Below are 15,889 nucleotides of genomic sequence, written 5' to 3' on the forward strand. Positions count from 1 at the left end.
GCACGAGGAACGTACGGCTGGACAACCCGTCCGCCAGAGGGCCCCAGGGCCCAATTCCGGGCCCAATCGCGCGGGCCCAACCGGTTCTCCCCCCATTCCGTCACCGAAGGTCACCCCAGTCCTCGGTGTGAGTCCGGTGCCGTGCCGATCCATTTCGCGGCGGCCTCGGAGCGGCTGGTGCTGTGGAGCTTGGCGAAGATGCGGTTGATGTGGTTCTTGACGGTCTTCTCGCTGATGAAGCAGGTGGCGGCGATCTGCTGGTTGGTCATGCCGGACGCGATGTGGTCCATGATCTCCGCCTCCCTCGTGCTCAGTTGGAACCGCGACCTGTCGGGAGCGGCCGGACGGCCACTCGTCCACCCAGACGAAGACTGTCCCACATGCGGTTGCACTTGCGAAAGGTTTTCTGAGGAAATGGGCGAGGGTGGGGCGTAGGGCGGCGGCAAATTCCCTGGTGGAATCGTCCATTGGGACTGACTATGCGGTTTTGCGGACTTGGGTATTCCGTATGCAGTAGCACTCGATGACCGGCCCAGCCCCTCGGGCAGGGGCGGGGTCGGTGTCTGGTCCTGGCGGAGTTGGGCCAGGAGGGCGCCCGCCGCCGTGGGGGTGAAGTGGGCCCGGCCCCCCTTGATGTCCCGTACGGCGTCGACCAGCTGGTCGGCCGTGAACTCGCCGTGGACCAGATAGCCGCCGGCTCCTCGACGGAGGGCCTCCTGGACGATCTCCGACTCCCTGCTGTACGTCAGCATCACCACCGGGGCGATCTGCACCAGGTACGGGAGTGCCGAGATGCCGTCCACGCCGGGCATGCGGACGTCGAGGAGGACCACGTCCGGACGGTGCTGGTGGGCTGCCTCGCAGGCCTGGCGGCCGTCGGCGGCCTCGGCCACGACCGTGATGTCCGCGCGGCCGGACAGGAGCGCGGTGAGGCCGGCGCGGACCACGGGGTTGTCGTCCGCCACGACGACCCGGAGGCTGCTGGGCTGTGCGGGCTGTGGGAGGTCGGCGAACGGGTTCTGTGGGGGTGGCGGTTGGGGTGGCGGGGTGTGGTCCGGCATCCGGGGGCCTCCTCTCGTGTCGTGGGGGTCAGGGGTGGGGGGTGGTCAGGGCTGCCAGCGGGAGATCCAGGCGGACTTCCGTGCCCTTCGGGTGGCCGCCACGGCCGATGCGGATGCGGGCTCCGACCGACGCGGCTCGTTCGACCATGCCGACCAGGCCGAAGTGCCCCGCCCGGCGGAGTTGTTCGAGCGTGGTGCCGGGCGGGAGGCCGCGTCCGTCGTCGTACACGCTGATACGGAGCAGGTCGCCGTGGACGCCCGCGCGGACGTCCACGCGAGTGGGCTGTGCGTGCCGGTGGGCGTTCTCCATGGCCTCCGCGGCGATGGTGAGGAGCTGGCGGGCCACCGCGGGTGGGACGGGGGGTACGGAGTGGTCGCCGGTGGGGCGGTAGACGGCGGGGAGGCCGGTGCGGGTGCCGAAGTCGCGGGTGCGGGCGGCGAGTTCGACCAGGACGTCCGTGGCCTGCGCCGGGTCCGATTCGCGGCGCAGGTCGGCCAGGAGCTCGCGGGATTCGGCGGCGGCTCGGCGGGCTGAGCGGGCGACCAGTGCGGCCTGCTGTCTGACCAGGGCCGGGTCCATGCGGTCGGCGCCTGCCGAGCCGGTCAGGCCGTCGGCCGCCAGGGCCACGCCGTGCAGGGTCTTGGCGACCGAGTCGTGCATCTCGCGGGCCAGGCGGGCGCGTTCGGCGCTGACCGCTTCCGTCACGGCGAGGCGGGCCTGGACGGTGGTGAGGGCCTGGGTGGCCTCGCCGAAGCGGAGCATGAGGTTGCGGAGGCTGGAGCCGACGGCTCCCGCGATGACGCAGAGGCCGGGCAGGAGGGTCGACTCGGCGAGGCCCGGACGGGGGTTCTCCTGTGCCGCGTGTATCAGGAGGAGGAGCAGGGCCTGGAGGCTGGCGAAGACGGCTGCTCCGCGCCAGCCGTAGACGAGGCCGGCGAGGAGAGGGGTGCAGACGCTGACGTAGGCGAGGGTGCTGTCCGGGCCTGCGGAGATGAGCAGGAGGGCGCCGAAGAGGGTGTCCGCGGCGAGGAGGGTGGGGTGGCGGAGGAGGAGGGGGCCGAAGCGTTCCCAGTCCCTGAAGAGGACGTAGGAGGTCATGAAGGTGACGACTACGGCTGCGCCCACGAGGCGGGTGGGCAGGCCCTCGTTGGCGTTGAGGAGGGCGGTGGGGGTGGCCAGGGCGATCATGGCCAGGCGGAAGCCGAAGACTTGGCGGCACATGGCCTGGAGGGCGTTGACCTGGATGGGGATCGCCGGGTTTGCCGCTGTGGCAGTGGCCCGGTCTTCGGCCGGCATGGGGTTCCCGCCCGCACGGACCGTGCGGCCCTCGTAGTCGAGTGCCGGTGGCCCCTGTGGGGGCTGAGCACCTTCGGCGACCGGCCGACCGTTCGCGCGCGGCTCCGGGCTGCCGTCCGTCCTCCGTTCCGGGTTGCCTACCGCAGGCCCCGCCTGCCCGCTGCTCCCAGCCACCGGCGTCGGCCCCGGCGCCGGCACGCCCGCCTGTTCCCCGCCCACCGCCTCCCACCCCGGCGGCAGCGCAGGCGTAACCGACGTGACCGGCACGTCGGACGCCCCCGTGCGCGCATGGGCCGGCAGGACCGTCCCCGCCGGCGGTGTCGTGATCTCCGGTGGGTTCGCGGCGCGGCGGCGACGGCGTAGCAGTCCGTTGCGTTCCTCTGTCAGCGACATGCTGGCGGCCCTCCCTGCTTGCCTACTTGCCCGTCACCGAGCCGAAGTCCGTGCCCGAGCCGAGGATCAGGCCGGCGCCGAGGAGGAGCATCGTGGCCGGGACCATGAAGGTCGTGATCATCATCGTGGCCTTGGGAACGGCACGCGCGGCCTTGCGGCGGGCGTTCTGCGCATCCGTACGCCGCATGTCCTTGGCGAGAGCCACCAGCGTGTCGACGATCGGCGCGCCCAGTTCCTCGCCCTGCTGCAACGCCGTGACGAACATCGCCACCTGCTCGGAGTCGTTCCGGCGGCGCAGTTCCGCGAAGGCCTGGCGGCGGCTCATGCCCAGGTCCATCTGGCGGAGCGTGATGCGGAGTTCGTCCGCCCACGGGCCCTCGTACTTGGACGCGACCCGGTCCAGCGCCTGGCGGAAGCCGAGGCCCGCGCTGACCACGACCGCCAGGACGTCCAGGAAGTCCGGCAGGGTCCGTTCGATGACGTCCTTGCGGATGCGGATCGCCGACCAGATGCCGACCTCGGTCCAGAACGCGCCGAAGGCGAGCAGGAGGAGTGCGACCAGGAGCTGGCCCCGCATCAGGAACACCAGGAAGCCCACCCCGCCCAGAGCCCCGTACACCGCCCGCCGCGCCGCGTAACGGTCGATCGTCAGGCCGCCTGGGTTGCCCGCCAGGTCGATCTTGCGGCGGTACCTGGCCACCTGTTTCGGGCCCATCAGGCGCAGCACCGCGGGGGCGTAGCGCATGCCCAGTCGGTCGATGAGGGAGTCGACGGCGCCGGTGCGGGTGGAGCCGACCTCCAGCGCCAGGGCGAGGTCGCCGGGCAGTTTGGCCTCGGCGCGGTACATGCGGATGCCGGCGAAGATGCCCCAGACGCTGAGGCCCGTCAGCAGGGCGAGAAGCAGTCCCATGGTGTGCCTCCGGCCTTCAGACGTCGATGCGGGACAGGCGGCGGATGAGGACGAAGCCGACGGCGTAGAGGGAGAAGGCGATGATGACCGCCGCCTGGCCGAAGGGGGAGCCCGTCATGCGCTCCAGGGCGCCGTCCTTCACGCCGTTCATGAGGAAGAGCGAGCCGACGCCCAGGGCCGGGACCGCGTACGACGTCATGCTGACCTGGGAGAGCTGGGTGCGGACCTCGCGTCGGGTCTCCTTGCGCTCCTCCAGCGTGTCCGTGAGGTTCCGCAGCGCGCTCACCACCTGGCCGCCCGCCCGGTTCGACAGGACGAGCGTGGTGACCAGGACGACCAGTTCGCGGGACGGGAGGCGGTCCGCCAATTCGCTCAGCGCGTCGTCCATCGACGCGCCGACGGCCAGCTGAGCGGAGACCTTGCCGAGTTCCTCGCCCGCGGGGGCCTCCATCTCCTCCGCGGCCATGCCGATCGCGGTGCGCAGGGCGAGGCCCGCCTGGGTCGCGTTGGCGAGGATCCGGGCCATTTCGGGGAGCTGGTTGATGAACTTCTCGATGCGTTTCTGGCGTTGCCAGTTGAGGAACTGGATCGCCACCCCGATGCCCAGCAGGCCCGCCAGCGGGCCGAAGAACGGGGCCAGTGCCGCCTGGCCGATCAGCCACAGGCCGGCGACCGTGGCGAGCATGTAGACGAAGAACTCGCCGGGGGTGATGTCCAGGCCGGTGGCCGCCAGGCGGAGTTCCAGCCTCTTGCCGAGCTTGGTGCGCCGCAGGCGGCGGTCGATCCCGCGGAAGTTCCGGCGCCGGCCGCCGACCGGGATCTGGCCGGTGGCGGACAAACGGTCGACGAGCGCCTGCCGCTGCGCCTTGCCCATGGCGTAGGAGTGCAGGCCGGCCACCGTGAGGACGCAGGTCAGCAGGGTGATGCCGGTGGTGAGCGTGATGAGCTGTTGCAGTTCCATCGGTCGGTCCTACCTGGCTTCTCGGGTGGCTAGCTGCTCCGCGGACCGGGCGATGCCGAAGGCCTGCGGGATGGGCTGGTTCGCCATGTAGAGGCGGTCGGCGGTACGGCGTGGGAGCGGGAAGTACTCGAAGGCGCCGTGGATACGGCCGTCGGGAGTCATGGGCTGCGCGTGGAAGCGGGCGACCGTGACCAGCCGGTACGGGTCGCTGCCGTGGCTGTCCATCAGCGCGATCTCGGTGATGCGGCGGGCGCCGTCCGCGAACCGGGTGAGCTGCACGATGACGTCCACCGCGCTGTTGATCTGGTCGTGCAGCGCCACGAAGGGGATCTCCACGTCCGACATGGACGCCAGGGTCTGCAACCGCATCAGCGCGTCCTCCGCGCTGTTGGCGTGGACCGTTGCCAGCGAGCCGTCGTGGCCCGTCGACATCGCCTGGAGCATGTCCAGGGACTCGCCGCCGCGGACCTCACCGACCACGATCCGGTCGGGGCGCATGCGGAGGGAGTTGCGGACCAGGTCGCGGATGGAGACCTGGCCCTTGCCCTCCACGTTGGGGGGCCTGGACTCCAGGCGGATCACGTGCGCCTGCTGGAGCTGGAGCTCCGCCGAGTCCTCGATCGTGATGATGCGCTCGCCCTCCGGGATCAGGCCCGACAACGCGTTGAGCAGCGTCGTCTTACCGGTGCCCGTCGCGCCCGAGACGATGATGTTGAACTTCGCCTGCACCAGGCCCGCGAGCAGATACAGCATGGGCTCGTCGAGCGAGCCGAGGCCGATCAGTTCCTGGAGCGTGAAGGAGCGCGGGAAGCGGCGGATGGTGAGGGTGGCGCCCGTCAGGGACAGGGGCGGGATGATGACGTTGACGCGCTCGCCGGAGGGGAGACGGGCGTCGACCATCGGGTTCGACTCGTCGACGCGCCGGTTGACCGTCGAGACGATCCGCTCGATCGTCTGCATGAGCTGGTCGTTGGAGGCGAAGCGCAGGGGCAGTTGCTCGACGCGGCCGCCGCGCTCGACGAAGATCGCGTCCGGGCCGTTCACCATGATCTCGGTGATGGACGCGTCCTCCAGCAGCGGTTCCAGGATGCCCAGGCCCAGAGCCTCGTCGACCACCCTGCGGATCAGCTGCGAACGCTCCACCGTCGACAGGACCGGGCCCTCGCGGCTGATGATGTGCCCGAGCACCCGCTCCAGCCGCGCCCGGCGCTCGGCGGCGGCCAGCGAACTCATCTCCGCGAGGTCGATCTCCTCCAGGAGCTTGGCCCGGTAGGAGGCGACCATGTGGCCGTCCTCGCCCCGGTTTCCGTTCTCCTCGGGGGTGTTGATGCGTGCTCGCAGGCTCATGAGTCCGGTGCTCCGTTCAGTGGTCGCGCGGCATCGTCGCGGTCTTGACGGCCGGGTCGAACTCCCAGCCCGGCACGAGAGACGGGATCTGCACGGTGGCCGTGACGGTGACCTCGTCCGCGCCGAAGGACGCAGGGCAGTCGGTCTGATCGGCGAGCCAACTGCTCACCGCCGCCCGGCAGTCGGCCTCGTAGGGCCCGTCCAGCGACGCGCTGCGCGCCCCCGTCCGGGCCGCCGTGCCCGCCTGCTGGGCCGTGTAGGCGATCAGGCCGAGTTGCACGGCCGCCAGGGCGACGATCAGCAGGATGGGCAGGAAGCCGATGAACTCGATGGCGACCTGGCCGCGGTCCCTGCGCGTCTTCGGCATCTCAGTCCGCCTCCTCGACCGCGCCGGCGTGGCCGTGGACCGGGAAGGGGAAGGACAGCGTGCCCGGGAAGAGGATGGGCACCTCGAGCGTGACGTCGGCCGTCACATAGCCGGTGCCGCCGCAGTTCACCTCGGCACCCGCCCGCCACGCCTCCGACAGGTGCTTGAGTCCGGCCGCCTCGCACGCGGCCTCCCGCGCGCCACCCGGTTCAGCCGCCGTCGCCTCCCGCACCGCCTCGTCCGCGGCGTTTCCCGCGAGCGTGAAGGTGTAGCCGACGAGGACGACCTGCCACAGCGCGATCAGCGTCACGATGATCGTCGGTGTCATACCGAGGAACTCGATGGTGACCTGACCACGGTCCCGCTCTCGCTCTCTTGAGACGGGCAGCACGCTCACCCCTCCCTCCTCCGCCGAAAGCTCACCGACCCCCGGTCCCCGCCCCGGAACCGGCCCGCCTTCTGGCCCCCCTCGGAGACCTTGACCAGACCCAGCTCGCCCGCCAGGCCCCACAGCGCCTGCTTCACCGCGCTCTTGCTCTCCAGCTCGTGAACGCGGCCCGCGTCCACGACGCTCTGGAGTTCCTTGAAGTTGGCGGGGATCGCGGTGGCGGCGACCGCCGTGCAGGTGATCTTCTGGATCAGGGGCGGCTGGATCTCCGTACCGCGGGAGTGCCGGTTGACGACGACGGTCGTCTCCTCGGCCTTGCGGATCTGCAACCGGTCCCACATCCGCACCGCCCGCTTGGCACCCCGCACCGCGACCACGTCCGGAGTGGTGATCAGCAACGCCCGGTCCGCCATCTCCACGGCCGCCGCCCCCGCTCCGCTCAGCTGGGCGCCGCAGTCGATGACGACGACCTCGTAGCGGGAGCGCAGGGCGCTGACGATCTGGCGGGCGGCGCGGTCGGTGACGTCCTCGCCGCGTTCCCCTTCGGCCGGGGCGAGGAGCAGGGCCAGACCCGTCTCGTGGCGGAAGACGGCGTCGGCCAGGACGCGCGGGGAGATGTCCGTGATGGCGGCCAGGTCGACGACGGAGCGGCGGAACTGGACGTCCAGGTAGGAGGCGATGTCGCCGGTCTGGAGGTCCATGTCGACCAGGGCCGTGCTGCGGCCCGAGGCCTGGGCGGCGAGGGCCAGTTGGATCGCGGTCAGGGTCGCGCCCACGCCGCCCTTGGCCCCGCTGACCGTGACGACCGTGCCGCCGACGCCGGTGAACACGTCGCCGCCGGCGCCCAGGTGCCGCCGTACGCCGACCGACCACTGGGCGACCGCCTGGACGCGGCTGGCGAGTTCCTCGTAGCCGAGCGGCAGGGCGACGAGGCCGCGGGCGCCGTAGTCCATGGCGGCCTGGAAGAGGCCGGGGCTCGCGTCGGAGGTGACGAGGATGACGCCGACGGCCGGGAAGCGCAGGGCGACTTCGCGGATCAGCTCCAGCGCGGGGACCGGGCCGATGCGCTCGTGCACGACCACGACCTCGGGCAGTTCGTCGACGGACTCGGCGGCCAGGCGGGCGAGGGTGTCGATGAGCTGGGTGGAGTCGACCACCGGGGCGACCGGCTCCGCGTCCGGGAGCTGGCTGAGCAGCGTCGTGATCGACCGGACCGCGTCCGCGTCACCGACTGCCGGGAGGATCCTCGTGGGCATGCGAGCCTCTCACTTGTCCTTCGCGAGTTCGTACGTCCGGTCCTGCTCGGGGACGGTGGTGTCGCCGCCGGGTGCGACCAGGGCGAGCCGGACCCGCTGGGCGAACGACTCGGCGTAGGTGAGGCGCTGGGCGTCCAGGGCGGACAGCGCGAAGGTGATGGGGACGGCGTCGGTGGGCTGCTGGGTGCGGTTGTTCTCGTCCGGTTTCAGCGCGGCGATGTCGCCAACGTCGAGGACCTTGGCGTTGGTCACGATGATCTTCGACTGGTCGGGGTCGCCCTCGCGCTTGCCCTCGAAGGTGGCGTAGACGTTGACCGAGGAGCCGGGCGTGATCTTGCCGGCCACGCCGGTCGCCGCGTCGATCATGATGGCGACCTCCTGCTGGCCGGGCTGGAGGGCCGGCCGGCGGACGATCATGTCGGACTGGAGCAGGGAGCCCGCTTGCAGCGTGGTGACGGCGATCTTGCCCTGGATCTCGCGCAGGTCGGTGATCGCGTTGTCCGACAGCCACCGTTCGGGCATCTTGATCTTCTCGAACTGGCCCGTGCTGAGGGTGGTGTAGGGCGGCACGTCGGATTTGAGCCGGTAGGCGGTGACCTCGGGGCCGACCTTGGACTTCACGTCACTGATGACGGACAGCACGCCGGCGAAGGCGCCGAGGGCGCAGACGACCGACAGGAGCAGGAGAATCACGCCGCGGCGCTGACGGGAATTCATGAACCGTACAACCTCGTTGGGGATATCGGTCGAGCGGGATCGGAACAGTGCTGGTGAGTGGTGTCAGGGCTCACCCGACGGCCGTTCGGTTCTCCAGCTGCTTGAGCGGTGGGCTGTCGTGGACGGGCGGCGTGGCCGAACAGAAGACGCAGCGGTCGCCGATGACGTCGATGCCGCACCAGTGGCAGTTGCTGCGCCGCACGGAGGTGACCAGCTGGTAGAGGACCGACAGGTCGGGCAGGTAGCTGCAGAACTCGATCAGCTTGCCGGTGCCCCACCAGCCGGGTGATTCGGCCGGGAGCGGGATCTCGCGCAGACCCTGCACCTTCCAGGAGGGGGCGAGGGTGCCGGTGACCCAGTCGGACTGGAGCTGCCCTTTGGCGACCAGCATCCAGGTGCCGAACTCGGGGCCGGGGAGGGCGGCTTCGGGGGTGATCCTGACGAGCTGCGGCTCGGGGTGGGCGAGGACGCCGAACTGGCTGCCGGGCACCCAGGACTTGGCGTGCGACTTCAGGCCGACGGGAACGCGGTCGAGCCGGGCCACGGAGTTGAGCAGCGCCCCGGCGTGGATGTAGTGGACGAGCAGCCGGCCTGCCGAGGCGAGCACGCCGGGGCTGATGTCGCAGGACGCCAGCTGTCGTAACTGGCGGGCCAGGACGGCCAGTCCGAGTGGGGGCAGATCGGGGCGGAAAAGGGCGATCCGGTCGCTCTCCATGAGGGAGCGCAGGGTGTGCAGCCGTCGCTGCACGGCGGTGGGCGCGGCCGGTGAGCAGACCACGATCACATGCCCGTGGTGCTCGACCAGGGTCTGCATCTCGGCGAGCGCGTGCTCCAGGGGGCGCCGGTCGACGTCCCGCAGCACGACGGCGGGCAGGGTGCGTTCGTCCTGCGGCGGCAGCGCCATGTCGGCACTGGTCACGGCAATGGCAGTTGGCACGCGCAGCTCCCCGTTTCCCCATGCCCGTCGGCGCGCCGCCTTGTTACTGCGGCACACCTTGGTGACTTCACTGCGTGACTACCTCAGCACTGTATCCACGGCTCTGTGGCCGGAGAACAGCGTTTGTGTAGCTGAGGAGCAACTGTCGTTGCACAAGATGCGTCAAAACGGGGCACGTTGAGCATCTTGCCGGTCGGGGGCGGGGGCTCGGGTGATCCCAGCCGGTGGTCCCGGAGGGCCCAGTGTTGACGGTGGGCCTCCGTTTGGGCCCTGAGACCCATGCCTTCCGCCGGGACGCGTCCCTACTCTCACCGTCCACGGGCACGTGGTTCGGGCAAGGAGGGGTGCCCGTATGGCTCGCGGGGGCGGCATACGGACGTAAGGACACTAGACCGGTCTTCGACGATCGCGGCGCGACCGGCACCGAGTACCTCGGCATGGCCGTCGTCAACGCCGCGATCGCTTGTCGGTGCCGAAGCGGCCCACCTGTCACCTTCAAGGCGACCGGCGAGGACGGCGGCCCGCCGAAGGGCACCCCGGTGGAGGGCGTGATCCTGGCCGGGCTGGACTCGACCGACTCCGCCTTCGCGGTCCGGGTCGACGCGCGGCAGGGATCCCTGTGGGACGGGGGCCTGGACCGGATCATCGACTCGGTCGAGGAGGTGGTGCGGGCGCGTACTGCGGTGGAGGCGGGCCGAAGCCGGGGCCGGGGGGTGGCGGGTACTGCTGGCCCATCCGTCGGGTCCTCGGTCCTCGTGCTCGCTGGGAACGTCTCGGTACTGCGGTGAGACGTTCTCCTGCCCTAGAAGAACTCCCCCCACGGCTGGTCCCAGACCTGCTTCACGCACAGGACCAGGAACAGCAGGCCCGCGACGGCGAGCATCGCGTTGCTGAGCGGGCCGTTGCGCCACTCCCGGGGTGTCCGGGAGGAGTTCAGGAGCCAGATCAGCGTGCCGGCGAGGAAGGGCAGGAAGGCCGCGCCGAGGACGCCGTAGATGATGATCAGCCGGAAGGGCTGGCCCTCGAAGAGGAGGATCATGGGCGGGAAGGTCAGCCAGAGCAGGTAGGCGCGGAAGGGCGAGGAGCGTTCGCGTTCGCCCGAGGCGACCTCTTCGCCCTTGGCCTGCCCCTTGCCCGACAGCCGGGCCACGAAGTCGGCGAACATCAGGCTCACGCCGTGCCAGACGCCGATCAGGGAGGTGAAGGACGTGGCGAAGAAGCCGATCAGGAAGAACTTCGCCGTCGCCGTGCCGTACTCCTTCTCCAGGATGTCGCCGAGCTGGATCAGGCCTTTGTCGCCGCTCGCGATGGCGATGTTCGCCGAGTGCAGGAGCTCCGCGCCGACGAAGAGCATGGCGATCACGAAGATGCCCGTCGTGGCGTAGGCGACGCGGTTGTCCAGGCGCATGACCTTCATCCAGCCGGTGTCGGTCCAGCCCTTGGCGTTGACCCAGTAGCCGTAGGCCGCGAGGGTGATCGTGCCGCCGACGCCGCCGATCAGGCCCAGGGTGTTGAGGATCGAGTCCTTCTCGTCCGGGAGGACCGGAAGAAGACCCGCGAAGGCGTCGGCGATGTTGGGCGTGACGCGGATCGCCAGGTACACCGTCACCAGGAACATGACGCCCACCAGGACCGTCATGACCTTCTCGAACACCGCGTACTTGTTGAACCAGACGAAGACCAGACCGACCAGACCGCAGGCGATGCCCCACCACTTCAGGTCCATCACGTCGGGGAACAGCGCCTGGAGCGGCAGCGCGCTCGACGACATCGCCGCCGCGCCGTAGACGAAGCCCCAGACCACGAGGTAGACGGCGAAGAACCAGGTGGTCCAGCGGCCGAGGCTGGCCCAGCCGTCGAACAGGGTGCGGCCCGTGGACAGATGCCAGCGGCCCGCCGCCTCCGCCAGGGAGATCTTCACCAGACAGCCGATGATCGCGGCCCACAGGAGGGTGTAGCCGAAGTTGCTGCCCGCGATCAGGGTGGCGACCAGGTCGCCGGCGCCGACGCCGGTCGCCGCGACGACGATGCCCGGGCCGATGTACTTCCAGCTCGCCTTACGCTGCGAGGGGTGTTGCGACGCCTCGTGGTCCGTGGTGTTTCCCGTGGTGTCCGCCATGCAGGTCAAGAAATCCCAAAGGCGCCGGTGGGACAAGAGGGCGGGACCGGATCTTCACGTGATGCGCGTACGAGGCGGCCTCCCGAACAGGCCCCGACAGGCCCCGGGCAAGCGCCGACGACTGAGCGCACCGCCAGGGCCCGACCCAGCGGAGCGTCACGGCTGTCGCCGACCACAGCCGTCCGATCCGCACGTGCCGAGCTCGAACCACACCGTCTTGCCCGGCCCGTCCCGGTGGCAGCCCCAGCGCTGGGCCAGCGCGTCCACCAGGAACATCCCGCGGCCGCTCTCCCCGGTGCCTGCCTCCAGCACCCGGGGCACGCGGCGTTCCCTGTCGGCCACCTCGCAGCGCAGGACGCCGTGCGCTGCGAAGAGTGTGAGCCGGAAGCGGCTCTCGGCGTGCACCAGGGCGTTGGTGGCGAGTTCGCCGACGAGCAGTTCCGCCACGTCCGCCACCTCACCGCGCTCCGCGAGCCCCCATCCCTCCAACTGCCTGCGCACCTGAGCGCGTGCGTCGCGGACGGCGGAGGGCTCGGGGGCGTACTCGACGCTCAGGTGGCCTGCTCCCAGGGGTGGTTGCGGGAACGGACCGTACCTGGCTTCGGGGTCCGGGAGGTGGGGCCCGGAGAGTTGCTGCATGCCTCCAGGGTGGCCCGGGGGCCGGTCCGGCACAGGGGGAGGACTACCCGATCCTCTACCTGCTTGTGCAGGTGGGCGGGCTATGCGTACTGGAGGCGGACCGTCGCTCCGCCGGCGTCGTCGCGGATGTCCACGTACGCGCAGACCTGGCGCGCGTACCACAGGCCCGGGCCCGGTTCCGGACCGGTGGGCGGGGGCGGGACGAAGCCGGCGAGCGGGTCGCCGACCGGGCGGGCCGGGCGCAGTTCGCAGACGCAGGCGGGCGCCTCGCCCCACAGCAGGGCGGTGCCGTCCAGGGGCGCCAGCGCCGCCGCCGTCTCCGCGACGGCCGTGGCGAACAACTCGGCGTCGGCGGCGGGAAGCCCCCGGGCCTCCGCCCAGGCCTGCACGGCGGCGGCGTGCGGCTCGGCGAGGGGCTGTGCGCCGGCCGGGGGCAGCGGCAGCGGCACGGCGTCGAGTTCGGCCGTGAGCCGCAGCGGGTCCTCGTACACGTCCGTGCCGGGGTGGGCGCGGCGGGCCGCGGCGACGACGGCGGGGCCGGCGGTGCGGATGTCGTACGCGCACAGGGCGGTCGTGGCCATGGGCGCGAAGAGGAGGTTGGCGAGGGCCTCGTAGCGGATCCACTCGGTGGTCTCGCGGGCCGAGCGGCCGGCGCGGCCACTCCAGACGGGTTCCATGAGGAGGTGGATCCGGCCACCGGGGCCGGCGTGTGCGGTGAGGTAGGAGGCCGCCTGGGCGACGGCGTTGGCGGCGGAGCCGGTGTACCAGTCGGTGTGCGGGACGCAGGTGACGTCCTTGGCGTCCCCGCCGAGGGCGTCCCGCAGGAGGTCCAGGTTGCGGGGGTCGGCGATGGCCACGGGGGGTGGTTCGCCGGGCGCGGCGAGGCCTTCGCCGAGGAAGCGCAGGGCGGCGGCCACGAAGTCGTCGTCGGTGTCGAAGACGGCCATCCGGTGGTCGAACGCGGCGGGCGCGGGGGGCTGTCGGGTGGTCATGGGCTTCCCTCGGGGTCTGCGGTACGGGTGGGGGTCTGCGGCACGGCGGGTCAGCGCTGGGCCGTCACCCAGGCGGCGATCTGGCTGCGGTTGCTGAAGCCGAGCTTGCTGAGGATGCGTTCGACATGTCCTTCGGCGGTGCGGCGGGCGATCACCAGACGGTCGGCGATCTGCTGGTTGGCGAGCCCTTCGGCGACGAGCCGGGCGACCTCGGTCTCGCGGCGGGTGAGACGGACCGCGGTGTCGTCGTGCGGGGCCGGGGACTCGCCGGGGTGCGGGCGGGCCGGTTCCTGGAGGGCGTGGCCGACGAGTTCGGCGAGGCCGAGGCTCCCGCCGCGCCGGTGGGCCCGTTCGAACGCCTCCCGTCCCAGGGCCCGGCAGGCCCGCTCCTCGCTGTCCCGGCGGGTGGAGTTGAGGGTGCGCGCGCCCCAGCGGGCGGCGTCGATGTCGGCCCAGACGCGGTCGGCGCCGCCCAGCAGCACGGCCGCGTGCCGGTGGACGCCGCGTTCGGTCGCGACCGACGCGAGCAGGTCGAGGGTGAGGGCGATGCCGATGACGTCGTGAAGGGCGAGCTTCAACCGCAGGGCCTCACGGGCGTGCCGCTCGGCCCGGGCCCAGTCGCGGCGCACGGTGTGCGCGAGGGCGAGCATGTGCAGCACGTACGACCGTACCCACTGCTCGCCGTGCCGCTCGCAGAGCCGCAGAGCCTCTTCGCAGACCTCGACGGCCCGGTCCGCCTCGCCCAGGAAGCCCAGCGCGCAGGCGAGATCGACCTGGTCGAGGCCTACGAGGCTCAGGTGCTTGCCGGGCACGGGGCCGCGGGCGACGGTGGTCTCGAAGTGCCGCAGCGCGCCGGTCAGGTCGTCGCCGAACAGCCGGATGACGCCGATGACGTACTCGGCGTGGGCGGCCTCGGCGGCGTCGCCCAGGGCGTCGGCGAGGGCGAGGGCGTCCCCGGCGTTCCGGCGGCCGCGGGGGAAGTCCTGAGTGGCGGCGGCGAGCAGCCCGGCGACCCAGAGGCCGCGGGCCCGTTCCGGGGTCGGCTCGGGGTTGGCGGCCAGGGCCCGGTCGAGCCAGTACAGGCCCTCGCGCGGAGCACCGCAGGCGTGCCAGTAGAACCAGAGGGTGCCGGCGAGCCGCAGCCCGGCGAGCGCCTCGCCCGGGGTGGAGAGGCTGAAGTCGAGGGCCGCGCGCAGGTTGTCCCGGTCGGCGCGCAGCCGGGCGACGGTCTCCGGCTGCCCGGGCCCGAACCAGCCGCGCTCACACTGCTCGACCCACCGCAGCATCCAGTCCCGCTGCCGCCGCCGGACAGCGCCCTCCTCCCCGAGGGTCCGGCGCAACTGCTCAAGCCCGTACTGCCGCAGCGTGTCGAGCATCCGATACCGCACCCCGCCGGGCCCCGGCTCCCGGCACAACACGGACTTGTCCACCAGCCCGGCGACGGCGTCGAGCACGTCGTCGGCACGGAGGGCCGGACCGGGCGGGGTCACACCGCCGGAGTGGGGCAGGGGCGGGAACGAGGTCATCGCGCCGGGATCAGGCACGGGCCGGGGCAGCGTCAGGCCGCTCGGCGGAGGCAAGGTCACACCTCCCGGACCAGGCACGGACGGGGGCCGCGTCAGCCTGCCGGCGGGGCTGTCCTCGGGCCTGGAGGCGATCAGGAACTCGGAACGCGTCACGGGCAACGGCAACGGCACGGACCCGCCCGCCTGACCGGGCACCGGCGGCACCACGTTCCCCGAACCGCCGTCGAGCGGAGGCAGCGTCGCCGTCCCCGCGAGCGCCTGTGCGGGCCGAGGACGTTCACCGGAGCCGTCCGTGAACCGCGCGCCGCCCGACGGCACATCGGGACGTGCCCCGCTCTGGACATCACCCGCGAACACCCCGCCGGACACGTGCCGGCCGCCCGGCAGGAGAACCTCCGTCGGCGCCAGGCCGGTTCTCCACCCGGTGGCTCCCTCCCCGGTGTGGTCCGCGCACACCGCCTCCGCCGTCTCCAGGTCGAAGCTGCCCGCAAGGACCGACAGCCGGGCCCACACCAGCTGCTCGGGGGTGGTGCACAGGTCGTGGCTCCAGGCGACCGCCGCTCGCAGGGTCTGGTGGCGGGGCAGGGCGGCGGGGCTGCCGGTGGTGAGGAAGCGGTAGCGGTCGTCGAGGCGGTCCAGGAGCTGGTCGACGTCGAGGACGCGCATGCGGACGGCGGCGAGTTCGATGGCGAGGGGGAGGCCGTCGAGGCGACGGCACAGGCGGGCCACGGAGGCGCGGTTGTCCGGGGTGAGGCGGAATCCGGGGACGACCGCGGCGGCCCGGTCGGCGAAGAGCGTGAGGGCCGGGTAGCCCTCGGCGGCGGAGAGGTCGCCGTCCGGGTCGGGCACCGGCAGGGGCCGCACCTCCAGCAGGTGCTCCTCGGTGAGCCCGAGCCGGTGCCGGCTGGTGGCGAGGACCCGGACCCCCTCGGTGCCCCGCAGCAGGGCCGCGGCGAGTTGCGCACACGCACCCGCCAGG

General features: G+C 71.8%; 15 protein-coding genes. 1 reads left to right on the top strand and 14 read right to left on the bottom strand.

Features of this window, described 5'->3' with window-relative positions; all coding sequences use genetic code 11:
• Positions 1-110: 110 nt before the first annotated feature.
• The 10 genes from AOQ53_RS22145 to AOQ53_RS22190 all read right to left on the bottom strand — a co-directional run bounded on the left by AOQ53_RS22145 (position 111) and on the right by AOQ53_RS22190 (position 9,601).
• Positions 111-1,061: a response regulator transcription factor gene (locus tag AOQ53_RS22145; RefSeq protein ID WP_059419806.1), complete on the bottom strand. Its 951-nt coding sequence runs from the start codon at positions 1,059-1,061 to the stop codon at positions 111-113.
• A gap of 28 nt (positions 1,062-1,089) precedes the next feature.
• Positions 1,090-2,751, bottom strand: coding sequence for a sensor histidine kinase (locus AOQ53_RS22150; protein WP_059419807.1), 1,662 nt, complete (start codon positions 2,749-2,751; stop codon positions 1,090-1,092).
• Between the two features lie 22 nt (positions 2,752-2,773).
• Positions 2,774-3,661, bottom strand: coding sequence for a DUF5936 domain-containing protein (locus AOQ53_RS22155; RefSeq protein WP_059419808.1), 888 nt, complete (start codon positions 3,659-3,661; stop codon positions 2,774-2,776).
• Positions 3,662-3,677: 16 nt separating this feature from the next.
• Positions 3,678-4,622 (bottom strand): type II secretion system F family protein, encoded by a 945-nt coding sequence (locus tag AOQ53_RS22160; RefSeq protein ID WP_059419809.1) that lies wholly within the window; start codon positions 4,620-4,622, stop codon positions 3,678-3,680.
• A gap of 9 nt (positions 4,623-4,631) precedes the next feature.
• Positions 4,632-5,969, bottom strand: a complete 1,338-nt coding sequence (locus AOQ53_RS22165; RefSeq protein ID WP_059419810.1) for a CpaF family protein — start codon at positions 5,967-5,969, stop codon at positions 4,632-4,634.
• A 16-nt stretch (positions 5,970-5,985) separates the two neighbouring features.
• Positions 5,986-6,336 (bottom strand): TadE/TadG family type IV pilus assembly protein, encoded by a 351-nt coding sequence (locus tag AOQ53_RS22170; protein ID WP_059419811.1) that lies wholly within the window; start codon positions 6,334-6,336, stop codon positions 5,986-5,988.
• 1 nt (position 6,337) lies between these two features.
• Complete coding sequence (locus tag AOQ53_RS22175; RefSeq protein WP_059419826.1) at positions 6,338-6,664, bottom strand: hypothetical protein; 327 nt, start codon at positions 6,662-6,664, stop codon at positions 6,338-6,340.
• A gap of 65 nt (positions 6,665-6,729) precedes the next feature.
• On the bottom strand, positions 6,730-7,980 hold the full coding sequence (locus AOQ53_RS22180) for an AAA family ATPase (RefSeq protein ID WP_059419812.1): 1,251 nt from the start codon (positions 7,978-7,980) through the stop codon (positions 6,730-6,732).
• 9 nt (positions 7,981-7,989) lie between these two features.
• Positions 7,990-8,697 (bottom strand): Flp pilus assembly protein CpaB, encoded by a 708-nt coding sequence (cpaB, locus tag AOQ53_RS22185; protein ID WP_059419814.1) that lies wholly within the window; start codon positions 8,695-8,697, stop codon positions 7,990-7,992.
• 70 nt (positions 8,698-8,767) lie between these two features.
• The gene (locus tag AOQ53_RS22190) at positions 8,768-9,601 is read right to left on the bottom strand and encodes a hypothetical protein (RefSeq protein ID WP_078945437.1); all 834 of its coding nucleotides are present in this window, start codon (positions 9,599-9,601) and stop codon (positions 8,768-8,770) included.
• 377 nt (positions 9,602-9,978) lie between these two features.
• Between AOQ53_RS22190 and AOQ53_RS44785 the strand changes: the two genes are divergently transcribed.
• Positions 9,979-10,422, top strand: coding sequence for a hypothetical protein (locus AOQ53_RS44785; RefSeq protein WP_167745750.1), 444 nt, complete (start codon positions 9,979-9,981; stop codon positions 10,420-10,422).
• A 14-nt stretch (positions 10,423-10,436) separates the two neighbouring features.
• Here the strand turns inward: AOQ53_RS44785 and AOQ53_RS22200 are convergent, their stop codons facing one another.
• The 4 genes from AOQ53_RS22200 to AOQ53_RS46450 form a co-directional block, all read right to left on the bottom strand.
• Positions 10,437-11,753, bottom strand: coding sequence for an Nramp family divalent metal transporter (locus tag AOQ53_RS22200; RefSeq protein ID WP_059419817.1), 1,317 nt, complete (start codon positions 11,751-11,753; stop codon positions 10,437-10,439).
• 156 nt (positions 11,754-11,909) lie between these two features.
• Entirely contained in the window at positions 11,910-12,392 is a 483-nt protein-coding gene (locus AOQ53_RS22205; protein WP_236711753.1) for an ATP-binding protein, read from the bottom strand.
• A gap of 80 nt (positions 12,393-12,472) precedes the next feature.
• A complete protein-coding gene (locus tag AOQ53_RS22210) occupies positions 12,473-13,384 on the bottom strand; it encodes an MEDS domain-containing protein (RefSeq protein ID WP_059419820.1) in 912 nt (303 codons plus the stop codon).
• Positions 13,385-13,434: 50 nt separating this feature from the next.
• Positions 13,435-15,888, bottom strand: coding sequence for a LuxR C-terminal-related transcriptional regulator (locus AOQ53_RS46450; RefSeq protein ID WP_456293494.1), 2,454 nt, complete (start codon positions 15,886-15,888; stop codon positions 13,435-13,437).
• Position 15,889 lies beyond the last annotated feature (1 nt).

This window comes from Streptomyces azureus (assembly GCF_001270025.1).
Taxonomy (GTDB): Bacteria; Actinomycetota; Actinomycetes; order Streptomycetales; family Streptomycetaceae; genus Streptomyces; species Streptomyces azureus.

What these genes read in the sequence shown, in the direction of transcription:
- AOQ53_RS22145 (WP_059419806.1), bottom strand. Translation starts at nt 1,061, where the DNA reads ATGCCGGACCACACCCCGCCACCCCAACCGCCACCCCCACAGAACCCG.
- AOQ53_RS22150 (WP_059419807.1), bottom strand. Translation starts at nt 2,751, where the DNA reads ATGTCGCTGACAGAGGAACGCAACGGACTGCTACGCCGTCGCCGCCGC.
- AOQ53_RS22155 (WP_059419808.1), bottom strand. Translation starts at nt 3,661, where the DNA reads ATGGGACTGCTTCTCGCCCTGCTGACGGGCCTCAGCGTCTGGGGCATC.
- AOQ53_RS22160 (WP_059419809.1), bottom strand. Translation starts at nt 4,622, where the DNA reads ATGGAACTGCAACAGCTCATCACGCTCACCACCGGCATCACCCTGCTG.
- AOQ53_RS22165 (WP_059419810.1), bottom strand. Translation starts at nt 5,969, where the DNA reads ATGAGCCTGCGAGCACGCATCAACACCCCCGAGGAGAACGGAAACCGG.
- AOQ53_RS22170 (WP_059419811.1), bottom strand. Translation starts at nt 6,336, where the DNA reads ATGCCGAAGACGCGCAGGGACCGCGGCCAGGTCGCCATCGAGTTCATC.
- AOQ53_RS22175 (WP_059419826.1), bottom strand. Translation starts at nt 6,664, where the DNA reads ATGACACCGACGATCATCGTGACGCTGATCGCGCTGTGGCAGGTCGTC.
- AOQ53_RS22180 (WP_059419812.1), bottom strand. Translation starts at nt 7,980, where the DNA reads ATGCCCACGAGGATCCTCCCGGCAGTCGGTGACGCGGACGCGGTCCGG.
- cpaB (WP_059419814.1), bottom strand. Translation starts at nt 8,697, where the DNA reads ATGAATTCCCGTCAGCGCCGCGGCGTGATTCTCCTGCTCCTGTCGGTC.
- AOQ53_RS22190 (WP_078945437.1), bottom strand. Translation starts at nt 9,601, where the DNA reads ATGGCGCTGCCGCCGCAGGACGAACGCACCCTGCCCGCCGTCGTGCTG.
- AOQ53_RS22200 (WP_059419817.1), bottom strand. Translation starts at nt 11,753, where the DNA reads ATGGCGGACACCACGGGAAACACCACGGACCACGAGGCGTCGCAACAC.
- AOQ53_RS22205 (WP_236711753.1), bottom strand. Translation starts at nt 12,392, where the DNA reads ATGCAGCAACTCTCCGGGCCCCACCTCCCGGACCCCGAAGCCAGGTAC.
- AOQ53_RS22210 (WP_059419820.1), bottom strand. Translation starts at nt 13,384, where the DNA reads ATGACCACCCGACAGCCCCCCGCGCCCGCCGCGTTCGACCACCGGATG.